This is a genomic window from Singulisphaera rosea, from assembly GCF_054877945.1.
This window is the reverse complement of sequence record NZ_JBTYIP020000051.1, coordinates 15103-39260: the sequence shown is the minus strand read 5'-3', so window position 1 is coordinate 39260 and position 24158 is coordinate 15103. Positions and strand designations below refer to the sequence as shown.

At 66.5% G+C, this 24158-nt stretch carries 14 protein-coding genes; 8 read left to right on the top strand and 6 right to left on the bottom strand.

Annotated features, from left to right (window positions below):
- Positions 1-261: 261 nt before the first annotated feature.
- Positions 262-2610, bottom strand: a complete 2349-nt coding sequence (locus ACYOEI_RS39880; protein WP_462856195.1) for a serine hydrolase — start codon at positions 2608-2610, stop codon at positions 262-264.
- Positions 2611-3140: 530 nt separating this feature from the next.
- On the opposite strand from ACYOEI_RS39880, the gene ACYOEI_RS39875 reads away from it, so the two are divergent.
- The 3 genes from ACYOEI_RS39875 (at position 3141) to ACYOEI_RS39865 (ending at position 9453) form a co-directional block, all read left to right on the top strand.
- Positions 3141-5495: a DUF1592 domain-containing protein gene (locus ACYOEI_RS39875; protein ID WP_462856193.1), complete on the top strand. Its 2355-nt coding sequence runs from the start codon at positions 3141-3143 to the stop codon at positions 5493-5495.
- 102 nt (positions 5496-5597) lie between these two features.
- Positions 5598-6941, top strand: coding sequence for a DUF1552 domain-containing protein (locus ACYOEI_RS39870; RefSeq protein WP_462856192.1), 1344 nt, complete (start codon positions 5598-5600; stop codon positions 6939-6941).
- Between the two features lie 304 nt (positions 6942-7245).
- Complete coding sequence (locus ACYOEI_RS39865; protein WP_462856190.1) at positions 7246-9453, top strand: HEAT repeat domain-containing protein; 2208 nt, start codon at positions 7246-7248, stop codon at positions 9451-9453.
- 266 nt (positions 9454-9719) lie between these two features.
- Here the strand turns inward: ACYOEI_RS39865 and ACYOEI_RS39860 are convergent, their stop codons facing one another.
- Entirely contained in the window at positions 9720-11093 is a 1374-nt protein-coding gene (locus tag ACYOEI_RS39860) for an OmpA family protein (protein ID WP_462856189.1), read from the bottom strand.
- Positions 11094-11458: 365 nt separating this feature from the next.
- Positions 11459-12451, bottom strand: a complete 993-nt coding sequence (locus ACYOEI_RS39855) for a hypothetical protein (protein WP_462856187.1) — start codon at positions 12449-12451, stop codon at positions 11459-11461.
- Positions 12452-13039: 588 nt separating this feature from the next.
- Between ACYOEI_RS39855 and ACYOEI_RS39850 the strand changes: the two genes are divergently transcribed.
- The 5 genes from ACYOEI_RS39850 to ACYOEI_RS39830 all read left to right on the top strand — a co-directional run bounded on the left by ACYOEI_RS39850 (position 13040) and on the right by ACYOEI_RS39830 (position 19748).
- The gene (locus ACYOEI_RS39850; protein WP_462856186.1) at positions 13040-14359 is read left to right on the top strand and encodes a glycosyltransferase family 39 protein; all 1320 of its coding nucleotides are present in this window, start codon (positions 13040-13042) and stop codon (positions 14357-14359) included.
- A gap of 78 nt (positions 14360-14437) precedes the next feature.
- Complete coding sequence (locus ACYOEI_RS39845) at positions 14438-17638, top strand: AsmA family protein (protein ID WP_462856185.1); 3201 nt, start codon at positions 14438-14440, stop codon at positions 17636-17638.
- A 92-nt stretch (positions 17639-17730) separates the two neighbouring features.
- A complete protein-coding gene (locus ACYOEI_RS39840; protein WP_462856182.1) occupies positions 17731-18366 on the top strand; it encodes a Uma2 family endonuclease in 636 nt (211 codons plus the stop codon).
- A 285-nt stretch (positions 18367-18651) separates the two neighbouring features.
- A complete protein-coding gene (locus tag ACYOEI_RS39835) occupies positions 18652-19065 on the top strand; it encodes a hypothetical protein (RefSeq protein ID WP_462856181.1) in 414 nt (137 codons plus the stop codon).
- Positions 19066-19121: 56 nt separating this feature from the next.
- Positions 19122-19748 carry a Uma2 family endonuclease gene (locus ACYOEI_RS39830; RefSeq protein ID WP_462856179.1) on the top strand — a complete coding sequence of 209 codons (627 nt, stop codon included), beginning with the start codon at positions 19122-19124 and terminating at the stop codon, positions 19746-19748.
- On the opposite strand, the gene ACYOEI_RS39825 is transcribed toward ACYOEI_RS39830, so the two are convergent.
- From ACYOEI_RS39825 to ACYOEI_RS39815, 3 genes are read right to left on the bottom strand one after another with little or no spacing between them, the layout of a single operon-like run.
- A complete protein-coding gene (locus ACYOEI_RS39825; protein WP_462856178.1) occupies positions 19749-20777 on the bottom strand; it encodes an NAD(+)/NADH kinase in 1029 nt (342 codons plus the stop codon).
- The gene (gene dxs / locus ACYOEI_RS39820) at positions 20767-22698 is read right to left on the bottom strand and encodes a 1-deoxy-D-xylulose-5-phosphate synthase (RefSeq protein WP_462856177.1); all 1932 of its coding nucleotides are present in this window, start codon (positions 22696-22698) and stop codon (positions 20767-20769) included. The genes ACYOEI_RS39825 and dxs overlap by 11 nt, the downstream gene beginning before the upstream one ends.
- On the bottom strand, positions 22699-23622 hold the full coding sequence (locus tag ACYOEI_RS39815) for a polyprenyl synthetase family protein (RefSeq protein ID WP_462856175.1): 924 nt from the start codon (positions 23620-23622) through the stop codon (positions 22699-22701).
- Positions 23623-24158 lie beyond the last annotated feature (536 nt).

Genomic DNA, 24158 nt, shown 5'->3' with positions numbered 1-24158 from the left:
GACGGAACTGAGTCCGCTGCAGCGCAGGCTCCTGAGCCTGTTGCGAATGACGGCGGCTTATAACCGCTGACGTGGCGACCGCCGGAAATTCGGAGAAATTGAATGCCGGATGTGCGGAACGTAGGCTTCAATTCAGGCCCGAAGCGCAAGCGAGTGAATCTTCCCATAAAAATCGGAGAAGAATAACTCGCTTGCGCGTCGGGCGTGTAAGAGGGTATTCTGAAAAAAAATCTGATGAGAAAGACTCGAATACGAGTCGCACTACTGTAGCTCTTCAAACGGGACGTCGAGGATCGGGTACTTGGCCCAGTCCTTGAAGTCGAAGTGCCACCATTCGAATGGGTTGACGGTGAAGCCCTCGGCCTCCATCCTGCGGCGGAGGAGCTCGCGTTGCCGGCGCTGGAGGGAGGTGCCGCCGGGGTAGTCGGGGTAGGAGCGGGGTGAGAACTCGTCGTAGCCGCCGACCATGACGGCGGGCTTGCCGGTCGCGAGGTCGTAGAAGCTCAGGTCGATGGCGCAGCCCCGGTTGTGCTTCGAGCCCTTGGCGGGGTTGGCCACGAAGCCGTGGGCGGATTCGGGGGTGGCATCCCAGAAGAGCTTGGTGACGTGCCAGGGGCGGTAGGCGTCGTGGATCAGGAGGCCGTAGCCCTCCTTGGCGAGCGCCTTGTGGGCCTTGAGGAGGGCGTCGGCGGCCGGGCGCTGGAGCAGGGCGCGGGCGGTCGTGTAGAAGGGGACGCCGAGGAAGTTGTTGGTGGTCGCGTAGCGGATGTCGAAGTGGATCGAGGGATCCAGCGTGGCGAGGTCGACGAGGTCGGCCGCGCGGAACTCACCCCGTTCGACGGGCGGCTTGGCGGATGCGATCTCGGCGCGGACGACGTCGACCGGCCGGGGTGGGTTGACCTTGTACGTCTTCCCCCCCTCGCCGTCCAGCTTCCGGCGCAGGAAGGGGACGCCCGCGGCGTCGACCTTGGTCGCGTCGCCGGCCGAGTCGCGGTGGAAAGTCAGGGTCTCGCCCTCATACAGGCCCCAGTCGGGGAAGCGGAAACGATCGGGCCCTTCCTCGGTCAGCGGGTACTCGAAGAACCACTCGATCAAGGCGTGGAGCTTCCCGCCTTTCTCGAGGATGTAGAGGATGTCGTGGTCCCAGCCGTATTCGCCGATCAGGCCGTCCCAGCGGGCGGGGCAGGGGGCCGGCTTGGGGATCTCCAGTCGCTTGAAGGTCTCGCGTCCCAGGAGCAACGACTCGCCCTGGAGGGCGACCGGGGGGCCGTAGAATAGCCGGTCGTCGACCACAAGCCGGTCGCCCGACGCGCGGACCTCGAGCCGACGGCCGCCGAAGGCCGGGGCGACGAAGAGTGTGTCGCCCCTCGCGTAGACGTCGACTTGCGCTTGCTCTCCCGCATATCGTCCCTCGAGACGCCGGGCCTGCTCGGGCGGGACCGTCGTGGTCATTGCCAGCGCGGGGAGGGCTTTTCCCTCTCGGGCCGCCCGCATCTGCCGGAGGGCGGCGACGGCGATCCGCTGGGTGATGCCGTTGGCGCAGTCTCTCGAGGCGATCACGACGACGCCGAGTTTCTCATCCGGCAAGGCCGAGAGCTCCGACGCGAACCCGTAGACGGCCCCGTTGTGGCCGATCCGGCGCGTGCCGTCCAGCTCGGAGATCGCGAACCCGAGGCCGAACTCGGAGGTCTCGCCGGGCTTGGCGAACTGGGGCGCGAGCATCGACCGGAAGGTCTCGGGACGCACGATCCCCCGGCCATCGGCGAACAAAGCGCTGAGGAACCGGCCGAGGTCCGAGACCGTCGAGACGAGGTTGCCCGCCGGGCCGGTCCCGAGCAGGAACGTCGGGTTGGTGATCGTCTGCCCGTCGTAACTCCACATCATCCCCCGGGCCAACTGCTTAGCCAACTCGGGGTCGGGCTCGAAGCTCGACCGCGACATGCCGAGCGGCTCGAACAGCGTCCGCTGGATCGATCGGGCGAACGGCTCCCCGCGAGCCGCCTCCAGGGCCGCGCCGACGACCGTGACGCCGGCGTTGGAGTACTTCGTCCGGGTGCCCGGCTTGGATACGAGCGTCGTGGTGTTGAGGCTCTTGACGGTCTCGGCCATCGAGGGGGAGGTCGGGTCGAAGTAGTGGCCGACCGGTGGCTCGCGGACGAGCCCCGAGCGGTGGGACATGAGCTGGCGGAGCGTGACCGGCACGTCGAACGGATTTTTGGGGGCGAAGCCCGGCAGGACGGCGTTCACCGGGGCGTCGAGGTCGAGCTTCTCCTGCTCGACGAGCTGCATCACGGCCAGGTCGGTGAAGAGCTTCGAGACCGACCCGACGCGATAGGGGGTGTCGGCCGTCGCCGGGGTCTTCTCGGCCGGGTTCGCGAGCCCGAACCCGCGGGCCCAGACGATCTCCTGGTCGTCGATCAGCGCGATCGAGAGCGCGGGGAGGCCCTTGGCCTCGACCTCGGCCGCGATCCAAGGCTCCAGGCCCGCCGCGACCGCTTCATATGAACCCTTCGCCGGGACGACCTCGTCGGCCCTTACCCCGACGACCATCATCCCCAACAGGGCGGCCAGGCCGACCCCCTGCCGAATCCGCAAGCCGGTCCGATTCATCGGCGATCATCCCAAAGCGTGGGCAAGGTCGTGAGGCCCGGTCCGTCCATCACCTCGGACGTTGCGTCTCTCTGACCATGAAATCATTCCTGAGTCGCCACCTCTCCGGCAAGGCCCTCGCGACGGTCGTCGCACCGTTTGGAGCGTCGGCGTCCTCGGAGGAGATCCGGCAAAAGCCAGGGACACACCGCCTTTGCGATGAGTCTCCGGAGGCCGAAAATATTAGGAGATCTCCTTGTGTTAAGGAACCTGAAGAAATCGCGGTGTAGGCGCGGGACGAAATTCCGGCCATCATCGCCTATTCAAGATCGCTGCCCTGCCGTTGCGCCCCGAGGGTTCCCCGGGGTTTGACCGGTCCCCGATTTTCCGCCGATTGCATGCTTCCGCCTTTGCACGTTCAGGATACCGCAGAGCCTGGCGAAGTTACGGAGGGCGAGATCGTCGCTCCTCATTGATAAATCTGGAGTTCGGCTTGCGCCGGGCTTTTCGGAAAGCGTCTCCGGGCCGTCGAGCGAGAGGCACTCACGACGATGACGAGGCTCCCGATCAAGTGCGTAGCGTATGGTATGGCGACGGCGGCTATCGCGTCGATGCTCGCCCTCTTGCTCGCAATCACGACGATTGTCGGCCCCTCGGCGGCGACGGCCGAGGAGCCGGAGTCGCGTGACCCTTATCAGAAGCAGGTCCTGCCGCTGCTCGAGAAGTATTGCATCGAGTGCCATTCGCAGGAGGAGGCGGAGGCGGGGATCGCCCTGGACCGCTTCGACTCGCAGGTGTCGGCGGTGAAGGACGGACAGACCTGGCTCCGGGTGCTGGACGCGGTCGAGGGGCACATCATGCCGCCGGCCGACAGCGTCCAACCGTCGGTGAAGGAGAAAGAAGGGATCATCGCCTGGATCGAGAACGACTTCCTCGCCGCCCAGTGCGGCCAGCAGTCGAGCTCGTCGCCGGTGGTGATCCGCCGCTTGAATCGGCAGGAGTACAACAACACGACCCGGGACCTGCTCGGCGTCGACCTCCGGCTCGCGGACACCTTCCCCGTCGACGACATCGGGTACGGGTTCGACAACGTCGGCTCGGCGCTGAACATCTCGCCCGTGCACGTGGAGAAGTACCTCGACGCGGCCGAGGTCGCCCTGAACAAGGCGATCGTCCTGCCCGACGTCGACGGGATGCCGCCGATCGAGCTGATCGGCTTGAAGACGTACCCACTCCCGCCGGACAAGCCGGTGGAGTTCGAGCACACGCTGAAGCCGGGGCGGTATCTGGCCGACTTCAGCCTGGTCCGCGTCGGCATCGACGAAGGGGTCCCGCCCCCTCGGCTGGTGATCGGGTTCGGGAAGGACCGCCGGACGGTCGACGCCGTCCGCGTCCAGGACGAGACGGTCGTCTATCGCTACTGGTTGACGGTCGCCGAAGGGGACGGGCAGGTCCACGTCTCGCTCGCCCCCGGCCAGTTGGACGGCCCCAACGTCGCCCGACCGAAGGAGGTCGGTGCCAACGTCAGCGGCGACCAGCGCTACGGCGGTGATCGCGGCCTTCACGTCGACTCGATGGTCGTCCGAGGCCCCGTCGCCCTCAAGGCCGAGACGCTCCCCGAGTCGCACCGACGGATCCTTAGCGTCTCGCCCGGCTTCGGCGACCAGGCGAGGCTCGACGCGGCCCGGCAGGTGATCACTCGGTTTGCCGAGCGGGCCTTCCGCCGGCCGGTGCCGCCCGACGAGGTCGATCGAATCCTGCGGATCTTCCGCCTCGCCGACGACCGGGGCGAGAGCTTCGAACGCTCGGTGCAGGTCGCGCTGACGACGGTGCTCGCCTCCCCGCAGTTCCTCTTCCTCGTCGAGCCCGAGGAGTCGCGCGAGGATCGGCCGCTGACCGAGTACGAGTTGGCGAACCGCCTCTCGTACTTCCTCTGGAGCAGCATGCCCGACGACGCCCTCTTCGACGAGGCCCGCGCGGGGACGTTGCGAGGGCACCTGCGGCAGCAGGTCGTCCGGATGCTCGAGGACCCGAAGTCCAACGCCTTCGTCGAGAACTTCGCCGGCCAGTGGCTCCAGCTCCGCAAGCTCGGCGGGGTGGCGCGAGACGCGGCCCTCTTCCCGAGCTTCGACGAGCCGCTGCGGAAGGCGATGCGGCAGGAGACCGAGCAATACCTTGGGTATCTCCTGCGGTCCGACCGAAGCGCCCTGGACCTGCTCGACTCGGACTACACGTTCGTGAACGAGACCCTGGCGCGGCACTACGGGATCGAGGGGGTCAAGGGGGACGACTTCCGCCGGGTCCCGCTCGTCGATCGGCGTCGAGGGGGCGTGTTGACCCAGGCGAGCGTCCTCACCCTGACGTCGAACCCGAACCGGACCTCGCCGGTGAAGCGCGGGCAGTGGATTCTCCAGCAGCTCCTGGGGACGCCCCCGCCTCCGCCTCCGCCCGACGTCCCGAAGCTGGACGAGAGCAAGCAGGCCTCCGACGTCGCCACGCTCCGCGAGCGGATGGAGGTCCACCGCAAGAACCCCGAATGTGCCTCGTGCCACCAGCAGATGGACCCGCTCGGCTTCGCCCTGGAGAACTACGACGCCGTCGGGCGTTGGCGATCCATGGACGGCGAGTTCCCGATCGACCCGTCCGGGGAGCTGATCGGGGGGCGGAAATTCGCCGATGTCCGGGAATTGAAACAGCTCCTCGGGGCGACGGCCACGAAGAAATTCACGCGCTGCCTGATCGAGAACATGTTAACCTATGGGCTGGGTCGCGGGCTGGAGGCCTACGACTACTGCACCGTCGAGAGTATCCGCGACCAGCTCGCCCACGACGACTACCGGATCCGCACGATCCTGTTCGGGATCGTGGAGAGCCAAGCGTTCCAGTATCGGGGGGTCGCCAGGTGATCCTCTTCCACCTTTCGGCACCACACCGTCCGTCCCCGGCGTCTCGGCCTCGAGCGTCGGCCCCGCCCGCACCTCTCGCGTCACTGTTGGGAGAAGGATGACATGGCCAATCAACTGACCCGTCGAACCTTGCTCCGCGGGATGGGTGCTGCCCTGGCACTCCCCTGGATGGAGAGCCTCGCGACCGTCGCCCACGCGGCCGGGAAGACGGCGACGCCGCCGGTCCGGATGTCGTTCTGGTACGTCCCCAACGGCGTCCACCTCCCGACCTGGTTCCCGAAGGCCGGAGGGCCGCTCGTCGACCTGCCCGAGACGCTCCGCCCGCTCTCGTTCGCCCGCGAGTATCTCAACACGTTCCACGGCCTGACGCACAACACCGCGCTCACCAACGGCGACAGCGAAGGTTGCGGCCACGGCCAGGGGGCCGCGAGCTTCCTGACCGGCTCGCAGGCCTACAAGACGCAGGACGCCGTCCGCGTCGGCATCTCCGCCGACCAGCTCTACTCCCGGCACGTCGGCAACGAGACGCGGTTCCCCAGCCTCGAGCTCGGCTGCGAGTCGGCCCGCTCCGGCAACGCCTTCGGGTATAGCGGGACTTATAAGACCCACATCTCCTGGCGGACGCCCTCGTCGCCCGCCCCCTACGAGATGAACCCCAAGGTCGTGTTCGACCGGCTGTTCACCCAGGGGAGCAACAGCCTCACGCAGGCCACCGTCGCCGACCGCGACTTCTACCGCAAGAGCATGCTCGACTACGTCCTCGACGACGCCAAGCGGGTCCGCGGCCGCGTCGCGAAGACCGACCAGCGGAAGCTCGACCAGTACCTGACCGGCGTCCGCGAGGTCGAACGGCGGATCCAGAGCGCCGCGACGACCGCCTCGGTCACGCTGCCGGGCAACGGGTTCGATCGGCCCGCGGGCATCCCCGAAGACTTCGACGTGCACCTCCGGCTGATGTGCGACCTGACGGTCCTGGCCTTCCAGACCGACAGCACCCGGGCGTCGTCGTTCATGGTGACCAAGGAAGCGACCGACCGGAATTACCCCTGGCTCGGCTTCACCGACGGCCACCACGAACTCTCCCACCACGGCAACGAGGAAGAGAAGAACCGGAAGCTCCGCGAGATCGACCGCTACCACGTCTCGATCCTCGGCTACATGGTCGAGAAGATGATGGGCATCGAGGAGGCGAACGGGACGACCCTCCTGGACAACTCGATGGTCCTCTTCGGCAGCGGCATCAGCGACGGCGACCGCCACGACCACGTCAACCTGCCGGTGATCGTGGTCGGGAAGGGGGGAGGGACGTTCCGCTCCGGCCAGCACCTCGAGTGCCGGGCCGAGACGCCGATGTCGAACCTCCTCCTGGCCATGCTCCAGCAAGCCGGCGTCCCGGTCGACGGCTTCGGTGACAGCACCGAGCCGCTCCCAGGCCTCCTGGCCTGAGCGTCTTTCTCGAAACCCGGTTTTCCTGAAAAACCGGGTTTCTGCCCCGCTCGACGCCGACGACCCTCCTGGGATGGCAGCAACGACTTCCATAGAAACTCGGTTGCCTCTCGTAGGGTGGGGACCGCCCACCAGCCTTCCACCGTGGCGGTGGGCGGTGCCCACCCTACTTAAGACTCGGTCTTCAAGAATAAACGCGTTTCAGGATCGGTCCCGAACCCGATCCGCCCCCGCTCCCGCCTCGCCTCTCCCCGAAGCCGACCCCGGTGGCATCCACGAGCGTGTGTCATGAAGGAGTGTCTCCGTGTGGAGTCGTAAGCTGAATCGGGCGATCCTGGCGGCCGCCCTCTGCGCCTCGCCCGCCGTTCGCGGGACGGCCCGGGCCCAGGACGGGTCGGCGCAGGAACGTCCGGCGGCCCTGATCGAGAAGCTGAAGTCGGCGGACGTCGAAGTCCGTCGCGCCGCCGCGGTCCGGCTCAAGACGGCCGGCAAGGCCTCCCAGCGCGAGGCGTTGCCGACGCTCTCCGAGATCCTGCTGAAGGACAAGGACGGCCAGGTCCGCCTGGCCGTCTTCGACGCCCTCACCGCGCTCGGCCACGATGCCGAGCCCGCCGTCCCCGCGCTCGTCCAGTCCCTCAAGAGCGACATCGGGGGCAGGGGGAGCGAGGCCTCGCACCAGGACTATCGCGCGGCACTCGCCCTGGCTGCCGTGGGCAAGCCCGCGGTGGAACCGTTGCGCGGCCTGCTCGACGAACGGAAGGAGGGGGTCCGGGCCGAGGTGATCATGGCCCTCGGGCGGATCGGGCCCGACGCCGAGGCCGCGATCCCCGACCTGGTCCGTCGGCTCGGAGACAAGAGCGAGCGGATCGGCCACGAGGCCACCCTCGCGCTCGGCAGGATCGGTGCCCCCGCCGTCGAGCCTCTCATCGCCGCGGCCTCGGGCCAGGAGAAAGTCGTCCGCGCCCGAGCGGTCGAAGCCCTCGGCGCAACCCCTTTGCTCAAAGGCGCCGGCCTCCAGGCGGTCCTGACGTGCGCGAATGACGCCGATCCGTCCGTGCGGGCGGCCGCCTTGCACGCCCTGTCGAGGCTCGCGACGGCCGACGACGTTGCCCTGCCGATCCTCGAGGAAAACCTCCGCCACGGCGATGAAACGGTGCGCCGGGCCGCGGTCGACTGGGTCGCGAGCGACCGCCGCCTGCTGTCGACGCTGGCACCCGACCTCGAAACACTCCTCACGGCGGATTCCGACGGGGTGGCCCGCCACGCCGCGTACCTCCTCGGGAAGCTCGGCCCCGACGCCGCCCCTCGGCTGCTCGCCGCCTTGCCGAACCCGAAGGGCCGGATCGATGCGATCGCCGGGGCCCTGGTGCAGATCGGCCGGCCGATCGTGGCACCCTTGACGGAGTCGCTCAACGCCCCCGAGCCCCGAGTCCGACAAGGTGCCGCCCTGGCCCTCGGGCAGATCCGCCCGCTCGCCCCCGGGATCGTCCCCAAGCTGGCCGCCGGGCTCGGCGATCCGGACCCGAAGGTGAAGGCGGCCTTCCTCAACGCCCTCGGGTTCCTCGGCCCTCGTGCCCGAGAGGCCACGCCCGCGGTCCGCGGGCTCCTGAAGGACGAGTCCGCCGACATCCGGATCCAGGCCATCGGCATCCTCTCCCAGTCCTCCCCGCGCGACGCCCAACTCCTGGATGACCTCATGGGGCGGCTCGACGACGCCGACCCCCGCGTGCAGCGGCAGTCGATCGACATCATCCGGTCCCTGGGGCCGCTCGGCCAGAAGGCCTTGCCCCTCGTGATCGGGAAGCTGAGTTTCCCGGATTCCGGCGTACGGCTCGCCGCCGCCGAGATGATCGGCAGCCACGGCCAGGGGGCCGCCGAGGCCGTCCCCGCGCTCAGCTCGATGCTCGAAGACCCGATGCCCGAACTCCGCCTGACGGCCGCCCAGACGCTCGGCAAGCTCGGCAAGGCCGCCCAGCCCGCCTTCCCCCGGCTGACGCCGCTCCTCGACGCCGCGATGCCCGAGGTCCGGGTCGCCGGCACGCTCGCCCTGGGAAGCCTGGGACTCGACGCCGAGGTCTTGAGGCCCCATCTCGGCAAGGTGCTCCGCGACGACAAGCCCGACGTCCGCCGCGCGGCCTCCCGCGCGATCCAACGCCTCGGCCCCCAAGGGGCCCTCTTCATCCCCGACATCATCCTCCTCGCCGGCAAGAAGGAGAACGCCGCCGCCGCCGAGCGGATGCTCCGTCGCTACGAGCGCCGAGGCCCCGACGTGAAGTCGCTCCCCGAACTCGTCAAGCAGCTCGAGTCCGACCAGGAGAACGTCCGCCTCCTCGCCAGCAAATTCCTCGGCCTCGCCGGCCGCAACGCCAAGGACGCCATCCCCGCCCTCGAACGCCTCCGCGAAGACCCGAGCGCCTCCGTCCGCAAGCAGGCCGAATCGGCGTGCGAGCAGATCAAGAACAACACCACCGACGCCGCCCCCAAGCGAGACCGCGCCAAGGCCGACGCCTGATCGTCGTCTCCCTCCGCAATGGTGTCTGCCAGTCACTTCGCGGTGAACTCTCCGGGCCCAGTCCGGTCGAGGAGTCTTGGGGTTGCCACAAAGGCACGAAGGCCCAAAGAAACCCGAGTGAGAATCCTTGAGAATTGATTCTGTTTTGGAATTATAATTTATTTAATTGTTCAATTGGAGGGGCGGCGTCGACGCCCAGGGGCGTGCCGGCTCTGGTCAGGGGAGCCCTCTCCACGACGATCCTGTTTCGGGCCTCTGGAGCATCGTCAGGTCGGTTTCAACAGCCCGTTACTGGTCTCGAACGACTTGAGTGTGAAGCCCAGCGACCACTTGCGCTGGAGAAGGACGTGGGCCTGAAATCCGAGAAGCGACACGTTGTGGCGGGCGGCGAAGTCCAAGGCGACGGTGGTGGGGGAGCCGATCGTCTCCTGGGTCAGGGTGCGTGCCACCCCGGCGAATGAGAAGATATCGAAGACTCCTTTCGACTCGAATCCGACGAGCGCGAACTCGGTGGCCGCTTCGCCCTCCCCCAGGATCGCGTTCGACCCGGAGTTGACCGCCTTGATGATCAGGTCGGCGACCCCGTCTCCGAAGATCGTCCGGAAGAGGCTCTTCGGCGCCGTGATCGCGTCGAAGATCTTCTTGGCGTTGCCGGCGACCTTCTTCGCCTTATCGATGCCGCCCTTGAGCACGTCGATCTGTTGATGGGTGAGGTTGAGCTTCTTGCCGCCCTCTTCCACCTCTTTCTCCAACTCCTGGAGCCCCTCCGGCAGTCGGGTGAGCCACTTGAGGACGCTGAGGATCTGGCAGAAGACCTCGATGGCATTGATGTCGATCTTGTTCGCGCTCCCGGTGAAGTTGTACGTCTTCCGTCGGCCTCGCGAGTCCTTGAACTCGAACTGGAGCGCGATGTCGCTGGGCACGACGAAGTCGACGCCCTTGAAGATGATGAAGAGCTCGGGCGCCGTGAACTCGGCGGCCGTCAGGAGCTGCTCGGCGATCGTCTTGGCCAGGCCTTTGACCGAGTCGAAGAATTCCTTCATCGAGGCCATGAGCTCGGGGGGGATCTTTCCCTGGAGCTCGTTGATCTTCTGCTCGAGTAGATTCGCCGGGACCTTGGTGACCGTGAGCTTCACGTTGAGGATCTGGCGGCAGAAGATTTTCTCGTCGTCGTCGATGACGATGTGCCGGGTCCGCATCGACAGCAAGACCGAGCGGAACTGGTTCGACTTCGATTCCAGCAGCTTCTGCGGGATCTTGTTGGCGTTCGGCCCCAGCAATCCTCGCTCCTCGGCGTCGCCTTCGGCGACCGGCCGGACGACGACTTCGACGTCCTTGGCGATCCGCCCTCGCGACTTCTGGGCGTCGAAGTGCGTCTTGACGCAGGCCCCGACGGCGTTGGCACGGCCGAGCGAGAGCGTCTTGTTGTTGTCGCTCGGGCCGGTGGCGCTCGCCTTGCCGACCGGGTGGAGCGTAATTGTCCGGTCCTGGAAGCCAAGGGCTTCGATCTGGTTGATGTAATGGGGGACCAGGATGTTCTTGATGAACGCTTCGTGTTCGGGCTGTAGCTCGGTGTGGTTGACGGCGAAGTTCATGAAGAGGACGGCCTGGTCATTCGATGAGATGAAATCCGTTTCCATCGGCAAGGGGCACCGCCGGGGGCAGGGATGACGCCAGCCATGATCGAATCCTCTCGAGAGAAGGGGCGGAGGACGAAAGTCGGGTCGGGACCCGAGTCGGAGGTCGTCGGGGTCCGGGGCGGGGCGTCCGTCCCGGTCGGGACGGAGGTCCTCGGTCCTTGGATCTCGAGAGATCGGGCCTTCGGGCCGTGTTTCGTGCGGAAGGTGGCCGTTCGGACTGGATCGCCCGCGTCGAGGAGACGACGCGGGGCGATCGGTTCCAGGGGGGGAGGGGGGCTTGGCGTCGGAGGATCCAGGGGGGGAAGGGCGGCCCGGCGTCTGCGGGGCGTCAACGGATTCCCTCGACTTGCACGATTCCTAGGCGGTCAGGTCGTGCGGTTGTCGATGATGTAGCTATCGCTTCCGGTCGGGTCGTGCTTGCCGCCGCCGACGCATTGGCCGGTGTCGCCGTTGGGACTGGTCCAGAAGAGGCTGGTGCAGGCGTTGCAACGTTTCCAGTTGGTTTCGCCGGAGCCGTTGGTCCTGATCCTGACCTCTTTCCAGTTGGGGTTCTGAGCCTGGGGGAAGTGCAGGCCGCCCGAGGGGCACATGGGCGTCGACGAGTCCTGGCGGTAGAGGCCCTGGCATCGCGAGCAGACGGTCCAACCGCCCTGGCCTTCACCCCGCTCCCAAGGCAGGAAATACTCGAGGTCGAGGTTGTTGTCGTGCCCGCCGCCTCCGACGCATACCCCTTCGACGCCGAGGCTGTGGGTGTTCAGCCCGTGGCAGGTCCGGCAGTAGCGATAGGCCAGCGGGGGTTGGCGGTCGCCGTCGGTGTACTGTCCCCAGTCCATGAACCAGCCGTACCACAGGGTGTTGGACTGGTCGTGCCTCCAGTGACCGTCCTCGGCGGTGAGCTTCGAGGTCACGCCCGGGTGGTTGGAGTCGTAGAGGGAGATCTCCTTGCGGGCACGGTCGCACCCGGTCGCGATCACGTGGTGCCCGTGGCCCGGCCCGCCGTAGAGGCAGATGATGACGGGGCGTGACGCGAGATAGTTGTCGAGCTCCTCGACCTTGTCCTGTTCGCCGGCGAGGCCCCCAAGCAAGGGGATGTGGGAGACCGACCACGCGTTGAGGAACCGGTGCCAGGTGTAGAAGTGGGCGGTCATCTGGCGTCGATAGAGGTAGGTCTCCATCGGGTTGCCGTCGACCGGCGTCTTCGACGACTCGGGGGGCTTGATCCCCGTGTCGAAATAGTCCATGGCCGTATACGAAATGCCGCCGCAGAGCACGGAACAACTGGCGGGACCGACCTTGAACTTGAAGGAGCCGTTCCGGTAGGGAAGGCCGTTGAGCTTCGGGTCGAATCGCGATTTCATGGACAGGGATCCCCGGCAGGGAGGTTTCAAGGCGACGCGTTCGTGCGGCCGTCCGGGGACTCGGCACGGGGCGCACGCCCGCCGACGCGCCTCGACGGGTGATGTCAATACGCGCGGAAGATCGTGGGTGTGTGGCGATTCAAGACGGATGCAGGCGGAATCATGCCCGCATGGTTGGACGGTTCGGCACTCGTGTGAGCCCACTCGCATGGCTCGGGCCGTCTTCTCTTCAAGGCTCAATACGAGGATCCTCCCGGAATGTGTCGGGGCCATTCCGGCATCCTCGAGAATCCCGCGCAGGCCTCCTTGAAATCGGTCCATCCATCATCGCAATGGTTCCCGTATCAAGTCTGGAATAGGGTGCTCCGTGCGTCCCGATCATCCGTGAACGTGGGGCCGGAGAGTCTCACACGCGGGGTTGGCCCCGCTGCGAATGAGGTTTGCCCAGTTTGCTCAAGCGACCCACTTGTTCGCACGCGTTGAGTGAGGTTGCGGTTGACCCTCGGCGTCGCTTTGGCGTACGATCCTGCTCCTTTCCGAGACATCCTCCTGGGATCGGCACCCCTCTCGAAGTCGAAGCGTGGCCCCATGCCGGAATCCGAGCCTCAACTCCGGGCGATCGATCGGTTTGCGTCGTTGCCGCTGATCCTGGAATTGGCCTTGGGCCTGCGGATGGTGGCGGCCGACGTGGTCGAGTGGTATACCCAGCGGGCAGGACAGGAGAGGTTGTGCGTCTTCCCCGACACGGACTACTACTGGATGCTCGCCGGGGCGATCCGACACGGGAGGCCCTACGAGATCGTCGAGTGGGGGGACATCCCCCACTTCGCGCTCCGGACGCCGGGATACCCGCTCTTCCTGGCGGCCTGCCGGGCGATCTTCGGCGATCGGCCGATCGCGGTCCGACTGGTCCAGGCCTTGCTCGGCGTCCTGTCGGTCTACCTCGTGTATCGCCTGGCCGCGCGAGTGGTCCCGTCTCGTGGGGAGGATCGGCCCCGCAGGTGGTCGGTGCCCCTGCTGGCGGCCGCGCTGACGGCCGTCGAGCCGTATGGGGTGGTGACCTCGGCGTTGCTCCTGTCCGAGGCGCTCTTCATCCCGCTGATGCTCGGGGCACTCTGGGGCTTGGCGGTCCTCTGGTCGGCGCCGGGGACCACGACTCCGCCGCGTCGCGCCTGGGCCTGGGCGTTGGGGACGGGGTTGGCGTCGGGGGCGGCGGTGCTCGTCCGACCCTCGTGGGCGCCGTTCGTCCCGGCGATGCTCGCGGCCTGGTTCCTGGCGAGCGGCCGAGGGGGGAGAGTGGCCGCATTGCGAGGCTCGGCGCTCGTGGTGCTCGGCGTGGTGCTCGCGATGGGGCCGTGGTGGGCGCGAAACGCGACGATCTACGGCAAGTTCGTGCCGACCGCGATCTGGATGGGGGCGAGCCTCTACGATGGGCTGAACCCCAAGGCGACGGGCGCGAGCGACATGGATTTCCTCACCGATCCCGACCTCTGGCCGCTCGACGAGGAGACGCAGGACGCCGTCCTCCGCGACCGTGCGGTGGCGTTCGCCCTCGAGAACCCCGGCCGAGCTTCATGGCTCGCCCTGGTCAAGCTCGGGCGGTACTGGAGCCCTTGGCCCAACGCGGACTCGTTCCGGTCGACGACCGTCGCCCTGGCCAGTGCGCTCGTGACCTTGCCCCTGTTCGGGCTCCTGGCCCAGGGGCTCTGGGACCGCCGACGCGACCCGAGGGCCCTCATGCTCCTGGCCGGGCCCCTCTTTTATTTCTGCGCCCTGCACATGGCGTTCGCCTCCTCCATGCGATACCGGATCCCCGCCGCCGTGCCGGCCATGGCCATGGCCGCGGTCGGCCTCGATCGGATGATACGCCGGCCCCTGATCGATAGCGATCGTCCTTTGTTGAATTGATCTTGTAAGAGAAATTCTTGTTTTTCGATTATTATTCTCGCGGACCTCGCGGTCCCTCCAGGGAAGGAGGCCAGGGCGATGCGGTTCCGGATCCGCTTGGGGAAGTTGCTCTTCTGGGGGACGTTCTTCCTCCTGACCAGCCTGGCCGGCATGATCGGGTTCGCGTACTTCTACGTGACCGACGGCGAGACGCTCGGGGGCCTGATCAAGGCCCACGCCCCGCGCTACTTGCCGGGCTCGCAGGTCGAGCTCGGGCGGCTCCGGGTGCGCCCGTTCCTGGGAGAGATCAGCCTGGAGAAGCTCCAGGTCCTCCAGATGGTCGACGGGACGCCGTTCCTGACCTTGCGGATCCCCTGGTTGCACATCCGACACGACCCCTATGCGGTGCTCAAGCGTCGATTCGTGCCGCGCGAGGTTGTCGTGGCGCAGCCGACCTTGAGGCTGACCCGGCGGGACGACGGGACCTGGAACGTCCAGAACCTCCTGGCGAATCCCTGGCCGGCCCCGCCGATCAAGGGCGCGCCCCCGGTCATCATCCAGAACGGGACCGTCGAGCTGATCGAGGATAAGACGAGCAAGTCCGTCGCGATCCTCCGCGAGGTCACGATCAAGATCGAGCCCGACGGGCCGGACATCCTGGCGTTCGAAGGGTCGGCCAAGGGCGATGCGTTCGAGCGGTTGCACCTGAAGGGGACGGTCGACCGCGTCTCGGGCCGGGTGATCTTCGGCGGCGACCTCGGGCGGCTGGCGGTTTCGGAGACCTTGCGCCAGCGAATCCCCGCCGAATTCCGGCCGGCGCGCGACCAGTTCAAGCTCCTCAGCGGCGAGGTCGACCTCCAGGTCGGCCACGTGATCTACGACCCCCAGGCCAAGCCCGCCATCCGCTATCAGGCCTCGGCGCAGATCCGCTCGGGGGTGGTGAGCTGCCCCAAGCTCCCGTTCCCGATCAACGAGCTCTCGGCCAACCTCTCCGTCCGCGACGGCCTCCTGACCATCGATCGGGCCGAGGGCTACAACGGCCCGACGACCGTCCGAGTCGCGGGGGGACGGATCACCCTGGGAGACCCCGCGAGGGCCCCGTTCGACCTCAAGCTCGTGATCCTCAACCTCGAACTCGACAAGCGGCTGAAGGACCGGACCCCGCCCGAGTTTGCCGAGCTCTGGGACGTCTACTCTCCCGGCGGCCGGATCAGCGCGGCGGTCAATCTCGTCAGGGAACGCGAAGGGGGGCGGGTCGGGTTCGCCTGGAAGGTCAACTGCCTCGACGTCTCGATGCTCTTCCGCGACTTCAAATATCCCGTCGACCATATCCGAGGCGAGATCACCTTCGAGAAGAAACAGATCCGCTTCAACGTCCAGACGCTGGTCGGGAACAAGCCGTTGACTGCCACGGGGACGATCGACAACCCCGGCCCGTATGGCCACGTGAACATCGACTTCGAGGGGGAGTCCCTCCCGGTCGACAAGACGTTGCTCAACGCGATCCCCCCCGACATCCGCAAGGTCGTCCAGGAGTTCAACCCGACCGGTACGGTCGGGGGCCGTGCCCACGTCGAGCGGACGCGTACCCTCCCCACCGAGCCCCCCGCCGGCAAGGTCGCCATCGACGCGTATCTCGACCTCAAGGGCGACTGCACGATGAAGTGGGTCAAGATGCCGTACCCCGTGAGCAACCTCACCGGGCAGCTCGAACTGCACCCCGATCGCTGGGAGTTCAAGAACATCCACGGCACGAACGGCCAGGCGGAGCTCACCGGCAGCGGGAGCGTCAACAAACTCCCCACGCCCCCCGGCCCGCGCCCGGACAAAGGGAAAGGCGATCCGCTCCTCGTCGACTTGCACCTGAACGCCAAGAACCTCCCCTTCAACGACCAGTTGTACCGCTCGCTCCCGTTCGCCTGGCGGAAGTCGTGGGAGACGCTGAACCCGGTCGGCGCGAGCGACGTCGACGCCCGGATCCACATCGAGCCGGGTAAACCCGATCGCTACCACATGGTCGTCAACCCCAGGCCCGAGACCCTCGTCGACCTCAAGTTCACCCGCCCGCCGAAACTCCCCGTCGACCCCGGCGGGACGTTCGGGCTCCGCATGGAGAAGGTCAAGGGCGAGTTCACCTACGACGACGGACTCGTCGTGATGCGCGAGGTCGGCTTCCGGTTCAACGGGTCGCCGGTCCAGTTCGACAACGGTAAGGTCAAGGTCGAGCCCGACGGGCGGTTCGCGCTCAGGGTCGCGCAGTTCCAGGCCCTCGACCTCCGGCTCGACGCCGAACTCCGCAAGATGATGCCGCCGATCATGGCCCAGTTCGCCCAGAAGATCGACGAGGGGCATCCGATCCGCAGGGTCGAGGGGAACCTCGGGCTGAGCTGGGCGGGTCCCGGAAACCTCGTCCAGTGCGATTGGGATCACGCCCTGGTCGTCTTCATCGACAACTCGATCCTGGCCGGGGTCCCCCTCGAGCACATCCAGGGACAACTCGACAACGTCCGAGGGAAGTTCGACGGCAAGGCGATCGAGGTCCACGGCATCCTCAAGCTCGATAGCATCAACCTGGTCGGCCAGCAGGTGACCTCGCTCGAGACCCCCTTCCACGTCGAGCGGGGCAAGGCCCAGCTCAGCAACGTGAGAGGGAAGCTCCTCGGGGGCACGATCGAAGGCCAGTTCGACCTCACGCTCGACGCGACGCCGAGCTACTCCTCGAACCTCTCCGTCGTCGGCGCCGACCTCCAACGCTATGCCAAGACCCTCCCGGGCAAGCAGACGTTCCGCGGCCTCGTCTTCGCCAAGCTCGAGCTCAGCGGCATGGGCAGCGACCTCCACAGCCTCCAGGGGAAGGGCGAGGCCCACGTCAAGGAGGGCGACCTCGGCGAGCTTCCCGTCCTGCTCCGCCTGGTCAAGCGGCTGAACAACTCCGCCGCGACCAAGACCATGTTCGACTCGGCCGACGTTTATATCACCATCCGAGGCGGCGAGTCGGTGCTCGACCCGATCAAGCTCACCGGCAACGCCTTCAGCCTCCAGGGCGAGGGGACGATGGGCATCCAGGGGGACCTCGACCTCCGCTTCAAGCCCCTCTACGGCCGCGACCGCGTCCACGTCCCCTACTTGAGCGAAATGTCTCGCGAGGCCAGCGGCCAACTCCTGGTCATCCGCGCCCAGGGGCCGATCGCCTATCCTCGCTTCTCCCTGGAACCCCTCCCCTATACCTCCGACGCCCTGAAGGGGATCTTCCGCTCCATCGGATCCCGGCGATCCTCGCGCCCGGACTCCACGCAATGATCCGCCGAGATCCCCGAGACGTACTGGGGAGTCACGCGGTACGATAGCATCGTCGGAGGTCACTCGTCCTCGTCTCCTCGAGGGTCCTCGGGATGAGCACATCCAAGACAAAGACCAAGTCCCTGCCCCGAGTCGGCCCGTCCTCCGCGGGACTGTTGATGTCCCCGGAGGAGTTCGACGCCATCGACGACTTCGACGACCGCTACCGGTACGAGCTCGTCCGCGGAGTCCTCGTCGTGAGTCCTTTCGCGTCCAGGGCCGAGTGCGACCCGAACGGCGAGCTGGAGTTCCTCCTCCGCCTCTATCAGAGCCAGCATCCCCAGGGTCAGAGCCTTGACGCGACCCTCTACGAACAATACCTCCAGACTCCCCAGGGTCGCCGACGACCGGACCGCGTGATCTGGGCCGGCCTCGGCCGACTGCCCGACCCCTCGGTGGACGTGCCGACGATCGTGGTGGAGTTCGTGTCCCGCGGTCGCCGGGACTGGCTGCGGGACTACGAAGAGAAGCGTCGGGAGTACCTGTCGATCGGAGTGCAGGAGTACTGGGTGATCGACCGGTTCCGCCGGACCTTGACGGTGTATCGCGACCGGCCCGGTGCAGGAGGCGAGTTCGTCGTGAAAGAGAGCGAGACCTATCGGACCGATCACCTGCCCGGTTTCGAGCTCCCGCTGGGTCGTCTCCTGGCCGCGGCCAATCGTTGGAAGGAATCGAAGCGATCGCGATGAGCGGTGTTATGATCGTTGATCATCGGGCCGCATTCCTCCAATACAAGCCCGAAGCGACCGCGAGTGAATCTTCTTCGATTTGGCCCTGCAAGACTCATTCGCTGACGACTTGGGCGAAGCTCTGTCGAAAAACGGTCGTCTTCGAAAGGCTTCCAAATACGTAGTTCGATAAAAATGAAATCTTTGCGTATTCTTAGTTTGGAACTCCGTTGGTATATGGTCGTAGCGGCTGTAGTGGCTCTTGATGTTAATTTTTTGCGGTGCTTGGGCCCGGAAAGTAGGTACATGAACGGGTACGCTTGTGGTATTTTAAAATATGAGATTTTTGTTTGCGGTATGTTGCCAATGATAAATTGTTTGGTTTTTGGGGGTATTTTATTCGGGCTTTACGGAAATCTTCGACCTTTTCTTCTTGGCTTCTTGGTTTTTGGCATAATCGCAGTGTTGGTGGTTTGGTGGGGAATCAATGAATTTCTTTACGAAATAAGTTCGAATTTCGAAGGTTACGTTATTTTGCCGCTTCAGTCGGCCGTTGGGGAAATAGAATCCTGGTGGTTGTATTACGCGTTTTACACCGGCGTTGTCGTGGCAACCTATTCTTTGCCGCAAGTTCTATTCGCGGCCATCGGTGGCTTGCTTTCTCGCCGGTTCGGGTGGATGAAGGTGTTGCTGCGTGCCCTTGGCACCAGAGGTTGTTGAGATTTGAAAAATCGGGGACATGGTTTTAGCCTGCTTTGTTGTCCGGGAATGTTGAAATGGGCAAGTCCAAAATCAAATCCATGCCGAGGGTTGGCCCATCCTCCGCGGGCTTGTTGATGTCGCCGGAGGAATTCGAGGCCCTAGTCGACTTCGACGACCGCTACCGGTACGAGCTCGTTCGCGGAGTTCTCGTCGTGAGCCCCTTCGCGTCCAAGGCTGAGCGCGACCCGAACGAGGAACTGGGCCATCAACTCCGCCTGTACAGGGACCAAGACCCGCAAGGGGCATCCCTCGACGCGACGGTGATGGAAGAGTATGTCCGTACGACCCCCACGAGCCGACGACGTACGGATCGCGTGATCTGGGCTGGCCTCGGCCGGCTGCCCGACCCCTTGGTGGAGGTGCCGACGATCGTGGTGGAGTTCGTGTCCCGAGGCCGCCGGGACTGGCTGCGTGACTATGAGGAGAAGCGTCGTGAGTACCTGGCGATCGGCGTGTCGGAGTACTGGCTCATCGACCGGTTCCGCCGGACCCTGACGGTGTTTCGCGACCGGCCCGGCGCGGAGGGTGAGCTTGTCATACAAGAGGGTGGGACGCATCAGACGGCCCACCTGCCCGGATTCGAACTCCCGCTGGGTCGACTGCTGGTCGCGGCGGACCGTTGGCGCAAGCCGAAACGCTGATCAGGGGTGGACACCCCGGTCGCCGGGGGGGGCCGTGCCCCAGCCGAGCTTGTCGCGGAGGGTACGATAGAAGCTGTGGCCGGGGAGGCGGACCATGGGGAAGGGGGTCTGGCCTCGGCGCACGATGACGCGGTCGCCGCAGGCGACGGGGACCTGGACCTGGCCGTCGATCACGAGCACGGTCGCCACGCCGCTCGCGAGCGGGATCATCTCGAAAACCTTGTGCGTGCTGTCGACCAGCGGGCGCTGGGTCAGGGTGTGAGGGCAGAGCGGCGTGACCACGAACATGTGGGCGTTCGGCGGCAGGATCGGGCCACCGGCCGAGAGGCTGTGCGCCGTCGAGCCGACTGGTGTGGCCAAGATCAGGCCGTCGCCCCGGTAGGTCATGACCCCCTCGCCATCGATCGACAGGCCGATCTCGAGCAGGTGGAAAAACGGCGCGGCGCGGAGCACCACGTCGTTGAGGCCTCGGAACTCTCGGGTCGGGCCCGATTGGGGCGCCAGGGTACACGAGAGGGTCATCAAGTTGTCGATCGTGTACCGACGCTCGGCCAGGTCGCCGAGCCGCTCGAGGAACCCGTCGGGGGTGAGGTCGGCAAGGAATCCGAGGCGGCCGAGGTTGACGCCCACCACGGGCGTGGGGGAGTCGCCCATCCGCCTGGCGGCGTGCAGCACGGTGCCGTCGCCGCCGAGGACCAGGGCGATGTCGGCCGAGAGCTTGGAGAGGTCGGTGTCGGGGGCGAGGTCGATCCCCGAGAGCATGATCGACGGGTGATCGGCGAGCGCATCGGCGAGCCGACGGGCCTGCACGTGGACGTCCGGCTTCGTGCCGTTGCCCAGGATGACCACGTTCAGCGACGGCAAGGCTTTCGCCTTGGCGGGCGCGGAGGAGGGTTGATTCCCCATGGGGTCGAGGCCCGTGGTCACCGAGGGATGGAACTCCGGAGTCGCGGCGGAGCCGGCCGGGGGGAATGGTCGAGGGCCTGCGGCGCCGGTGGGCCCGCTCCCGTCCCCGGGTTCAGGTGGCACAGGCCTGGCCGTCCTCGGCGAGGACGGCGGGCAGTCCGAGCGTCCGAGCGAGCTCGAGCGCCGAGCGGGTGATCCCGTCGACGTCCAGGCCGACCTCCGCGAGCTGTTCGTCACGCTCCGCGTGGAGCACGAAGCGGTCGGGCAGTCCGAGTCGCCGGACGTGCGCGGTCGAAAGCCCCGCATCGCTGGCGACCTCGAGCACGGCCGAGCCGAAGCCACCGGGGAGGCAGCCCTCTTCGACCGTGATGACGAAGCCGCATTCCTCGATGGCCTTGAGCGTGATCGCCTTGTCGATCGGCTTGGCGAACCGGGCGTTGACCACGCCGACTCGCAGCCCGTGCTCTTCCCGGAGTCGCTCCGCGGCGCGGAGGCAGTCGCTCACGAGCGTGCCGCAGGCCAGGAACATCCCGTCGGTCTCCCACTCGAGGACCTCGGCCTGTCCGAGCTCGATCGGCTGGACCTCGCGCTCGATCGTCTCGAGGTTCGCCTTGGGGTAGCGGACCGAGACGGGGGAGCTGTGGCCCAGGGCGAACTCGATCATCGGCGCGACGTCTTTCTCGTCGCCGGGCGCCATGACGACCATGTTCGGGAACATCCGCATGTAGGCGAGGTCGTAGGTGCCGTGGTGCGTCGGCCCATCGGACCCGACCAGGCCGCCTCGGTCGAGCGTGAAGACGACCGGGAGGTCCTGGAGCGAGACCTCCTGGAAGATCTGGTCGAAGGAGCGCTGGAGGAACGTGCTGTAGATGTCGACGACGGGCCGGGCCCCGGCCTTGGCCATCCCCGCGGCGAAGGCGACGGCGTGGCTCTCGCAGATCCCGGTGTCGAAGAAGCGGTCGGGGAAGGTGTCGCGGATCTTCTGGAGCTTGTTCCCCTCGCACATCGCGGCCGTCAGGACGGCGACCTTGGAGTCGCGCTGCATGGCGGCGAAGAGCGCCGCGCTGACGGCGTCGGTGTACGCCTTCGTCGACGAGGTCTTGAGCGGGATGATCCCGTCCTCGACCCGCTGGAACGGGGCGGGGGCGTGGTACTTGACCGGATCTTTGACCGCCGGCTCGAAGCCGTGTCCCTTGTCGGTCAGGACGTGGAGGAGGACCGGGCCGTCCATCGCCTTGACCTTCTCGAGGTAGGCGTGGAGCGTGTGGAGGTCGTGGCCGTCGATCGGGCCGATGTAGGTGAAGCCGAGCTCCTCGAAGAGCATCCCGCCGTGGACCGACGCCTTGATCGCGTCCTTCATCTGCTGGAGCCAGCGCTCGGCCTGGTCGCCGACCAGGGGGATCGTCGGCAGGAGCTTGCGGACCCGCTTGTTCCAGTCGCTGTACATCGGCGTCATGCGGGCCTTGTCCAGGTAGTAGGCCAGGCCGCCGACGCGCGGACAGATCGACATCTTGTTATCGTTGAGGATGACCAGGAACTTCTTCCGCAGGCCCCCGGCGTTGTTGAGCGCCTCGAAGACGATCCCCGAGGGGAACGCGCCGTCGCCGATGACGGCGACCGAGTGGCGTTCGGGGTGGCCGACCAGGTCGTCGCCGGCCTTCAGGCCCAGGGCGGTCGACGGGGCACAGCCGGCGTGGCCGGTCATGAACAGGTCGTACACGCTCTCGGCCGGGTTGGGGTAGCCCATCAGGCCACCCTTGGTCCGGATCGTGTGCAGCTCGGCGGCGCGGCCGGTGATGAGCTTGTGGGGGTAGATCTGGTGCCCGGTGTCCCAGATCAGGCGGTCTTTCGCGAAGTCGAAGGAGAGGTGGAGGGCGAGGCAGAGCTCCACGACGCCCAGGTTGCTGGCGAAGTGGGCCGCGCGCCGACCGACGACGCCGATGAGCTCCTCGCGCATCTCGGCGGCGAGCTGCCCGAGTTCCGTCTCGGAGAGCGACTTCAGGTCAGCCGGCGACCCGATCCTGGGCAACATCGTGCTGCTCATCTAGCGATCCCTTTCCAAAAGATCCAGGGCCAACGCCCGCAACCGATCTCCTCGACTCCCCAGCGGCCCGAGGGCATCGACGGCCTCTTCGGCCAACTGTCGGGCCCGTCGGCGACTCCCTTCCACTCCCAATAAACCGGGATACGTCCACTTTCCTAACTCGGAATCCTTCCCGACCCGTTTTCCCAGCTTCGTCTCGTCCCCCTCGACGTCGAGCAAGTCGTCGACGATCTGGAAGGCGAGCCCCACCGCATGTCCATAGACGTCGAGCGCCCTCAGGATCGCCTCATCGGCCCCGGCGACGAGGCCGCCGAGCCGGAGCGAGGCGCGGAGCAGGGCTCCGGTCTTTCGCCTGTGGATCGCCTCGAGGGCCTCGAGTGTGGCGTCCGTCCGCCCTTCCGCCTGGAGGTCGGCCATCTGCCCGCCGACCATCCCCGCAGGTCCCGCCCCTTCGGCCAGGGCCAGGATGCACGCGGCCGCCGCGCCGGCCGGCCGGATGTGGGCCGCGATCAGCTCGAACGCCAGGGTCAGGAGGCCGTCGCCCGCGAGGACCGCCGTCGCCTCGTCGAACGCCTTGTGGCAGGTCGGCCGTCCCCGCCTCAGGTCGTCGTCGTCCATCGCCGGCAGGTCGTCGTGAATCAACGAATACGTATGCACCAGTTCGAGCGAGCAGGCGGCGGGCATCGCGACGTCCGGCTCCGCGCCGCAGGCCTCGGCCGCGAGCAGGCACAGGATCGGCCGGAGACGCTTCCCGCCCCCGAGCAGGCTGTACCTCATCGCCTCGGCCAGTCGCGGCGGGCAGGCCGCCGTCGGGTCCTCCGACGGACCCGGTAGGTAGGCCCCGAGGGCTTCGTCGACCCGCCTTCGGGCCTCCCCGATGTGCTCGGCGAGCCGGGATCTTTCGATCGACGTGGAAGTCATCATGGGCCAATAATTTCGAGCGGCAGTCCGATGGCGGAGCGGCACGTCGTCCCTGCGCGCCCCCTGAACATCCCACCACGGGGCCACTGACCGACTTCGCCTATTGTTGACAATTGGCCCGCGATTGTCCACACGGCTCCGCAAAAAACTTTGTGACGCAAAGTTGGGGAGGCGGACCGGAAGTCCCCCGGGCCTCGAGGGGGGGAGCCTCGATCACCGGTCGAGCAGGCCCGGACACTTTATTATCCCGGCGCCTTCGCCGCAAGGGGCGTCCCTTTGTGGCTTTCGGGCACAGGCTCGCGAATGGGGAGCCTTCGGTCGCGGCGGAGGGGAACCATTTGGGCACTTTGTCGAGGGCTTTGTCGCGACGTGGCAGGTTGGTGTGGGTGGACTTTTGGTGTGAGATTTGTTCTCTTAAGTAAATAAAATAAGGGGGCCGAGACGACGATGCTTTGCTAACCCTTTCGGGCTCCAGGGTATTCGAAGAGATCCAATCCCGAGAGTTCGCGTTGCCGGCTGAACCCCATCCTGCCGCCCCT

Coding starts and splice junctions, on each gene's coding strand:
- ACYOEI_RS39845 (WP_462856185.1), top strand. CDS start 14,438: ATGCGGTTCCGGATCCGCTTGGGGAAGTTGCTCTTCTGGGGGACGTTC.
- ACYOEI_RS39840 (WP_462856182.1), top strand. CDS start 17,731: ATGAGCACATCCAAGACAAAGACCAAGTCCCTGCCCCGAGTCGGCCCG.
- dxs (WP_462856177.1), bottom strand. CDS start 22,698: ATGAGCAGCACGATGTTGCCCAGGATCGGGTCGCCGGCTGACCTGAAG.
- ACYOEI_RS39830 (WP_462856179.1), top strand. CDS start 19,122: ATGGGCAAGTCCAAAATCAAATCCATGCCGAGGGTTGGCCCATCCTCC.
- ACYOEI_RS39855 (WP_462856187.1), bottom strand. CDS start 12,451: ATGAAATCGCGATTCGACCCGAAGCTCAACGGCCTTCCCTACCGGAAC.
- ACYOEI_RS39870 (WP_462856192.1), top strand. CDS start 5,598: ATGGCCAATCAACTGACCCGTCGAACCTTGCTCCGCGGGATGGGTGCT.
- ACYOEI_RS39850 (WP_462856186.1), top strand. CDS start 13,040: ATGCCGGAATCCGAGCCTCAACTCCGGGCGATCGATCGGTTTGCGTCG.
- ACYOEI_RS39835 (WP_462856181.1), top strand. CDS start 18,652: ATGAACGGGTACGCTTGTGGTATTTTAAAATATGAGATTTTTGTTTGC.
- ACYOEI_RS39860 (WP_462856189.1), bottom strand. CDS start 11,093: ATGGAAACGGATTTCATCTCATCGAATGACCAGGCCGTCCTCTTCATG.
- ACYOEI_RS39875 (WP_462856193.1), top strand. CDS start 3,141: ATGACGAGGCTCCCGATCAAGTGCGTAGCGTATGGTATGGCGACGGCG.
- ACYOEI_RS39815 (WP_462856175.1), bottom strand. CDS start 23,622: ATGATGACTTCCACGTCGATCGAAAGATCCCGGCTCGCCGAGCACATC.
- ACYOEI_RS39880 (WP_462856195.1), bottom strand. CDS start 2,610: ATGAATCGGACCGGCTTGCGGATTCGGCAGGGGGTCGGCCTGGCCGCC.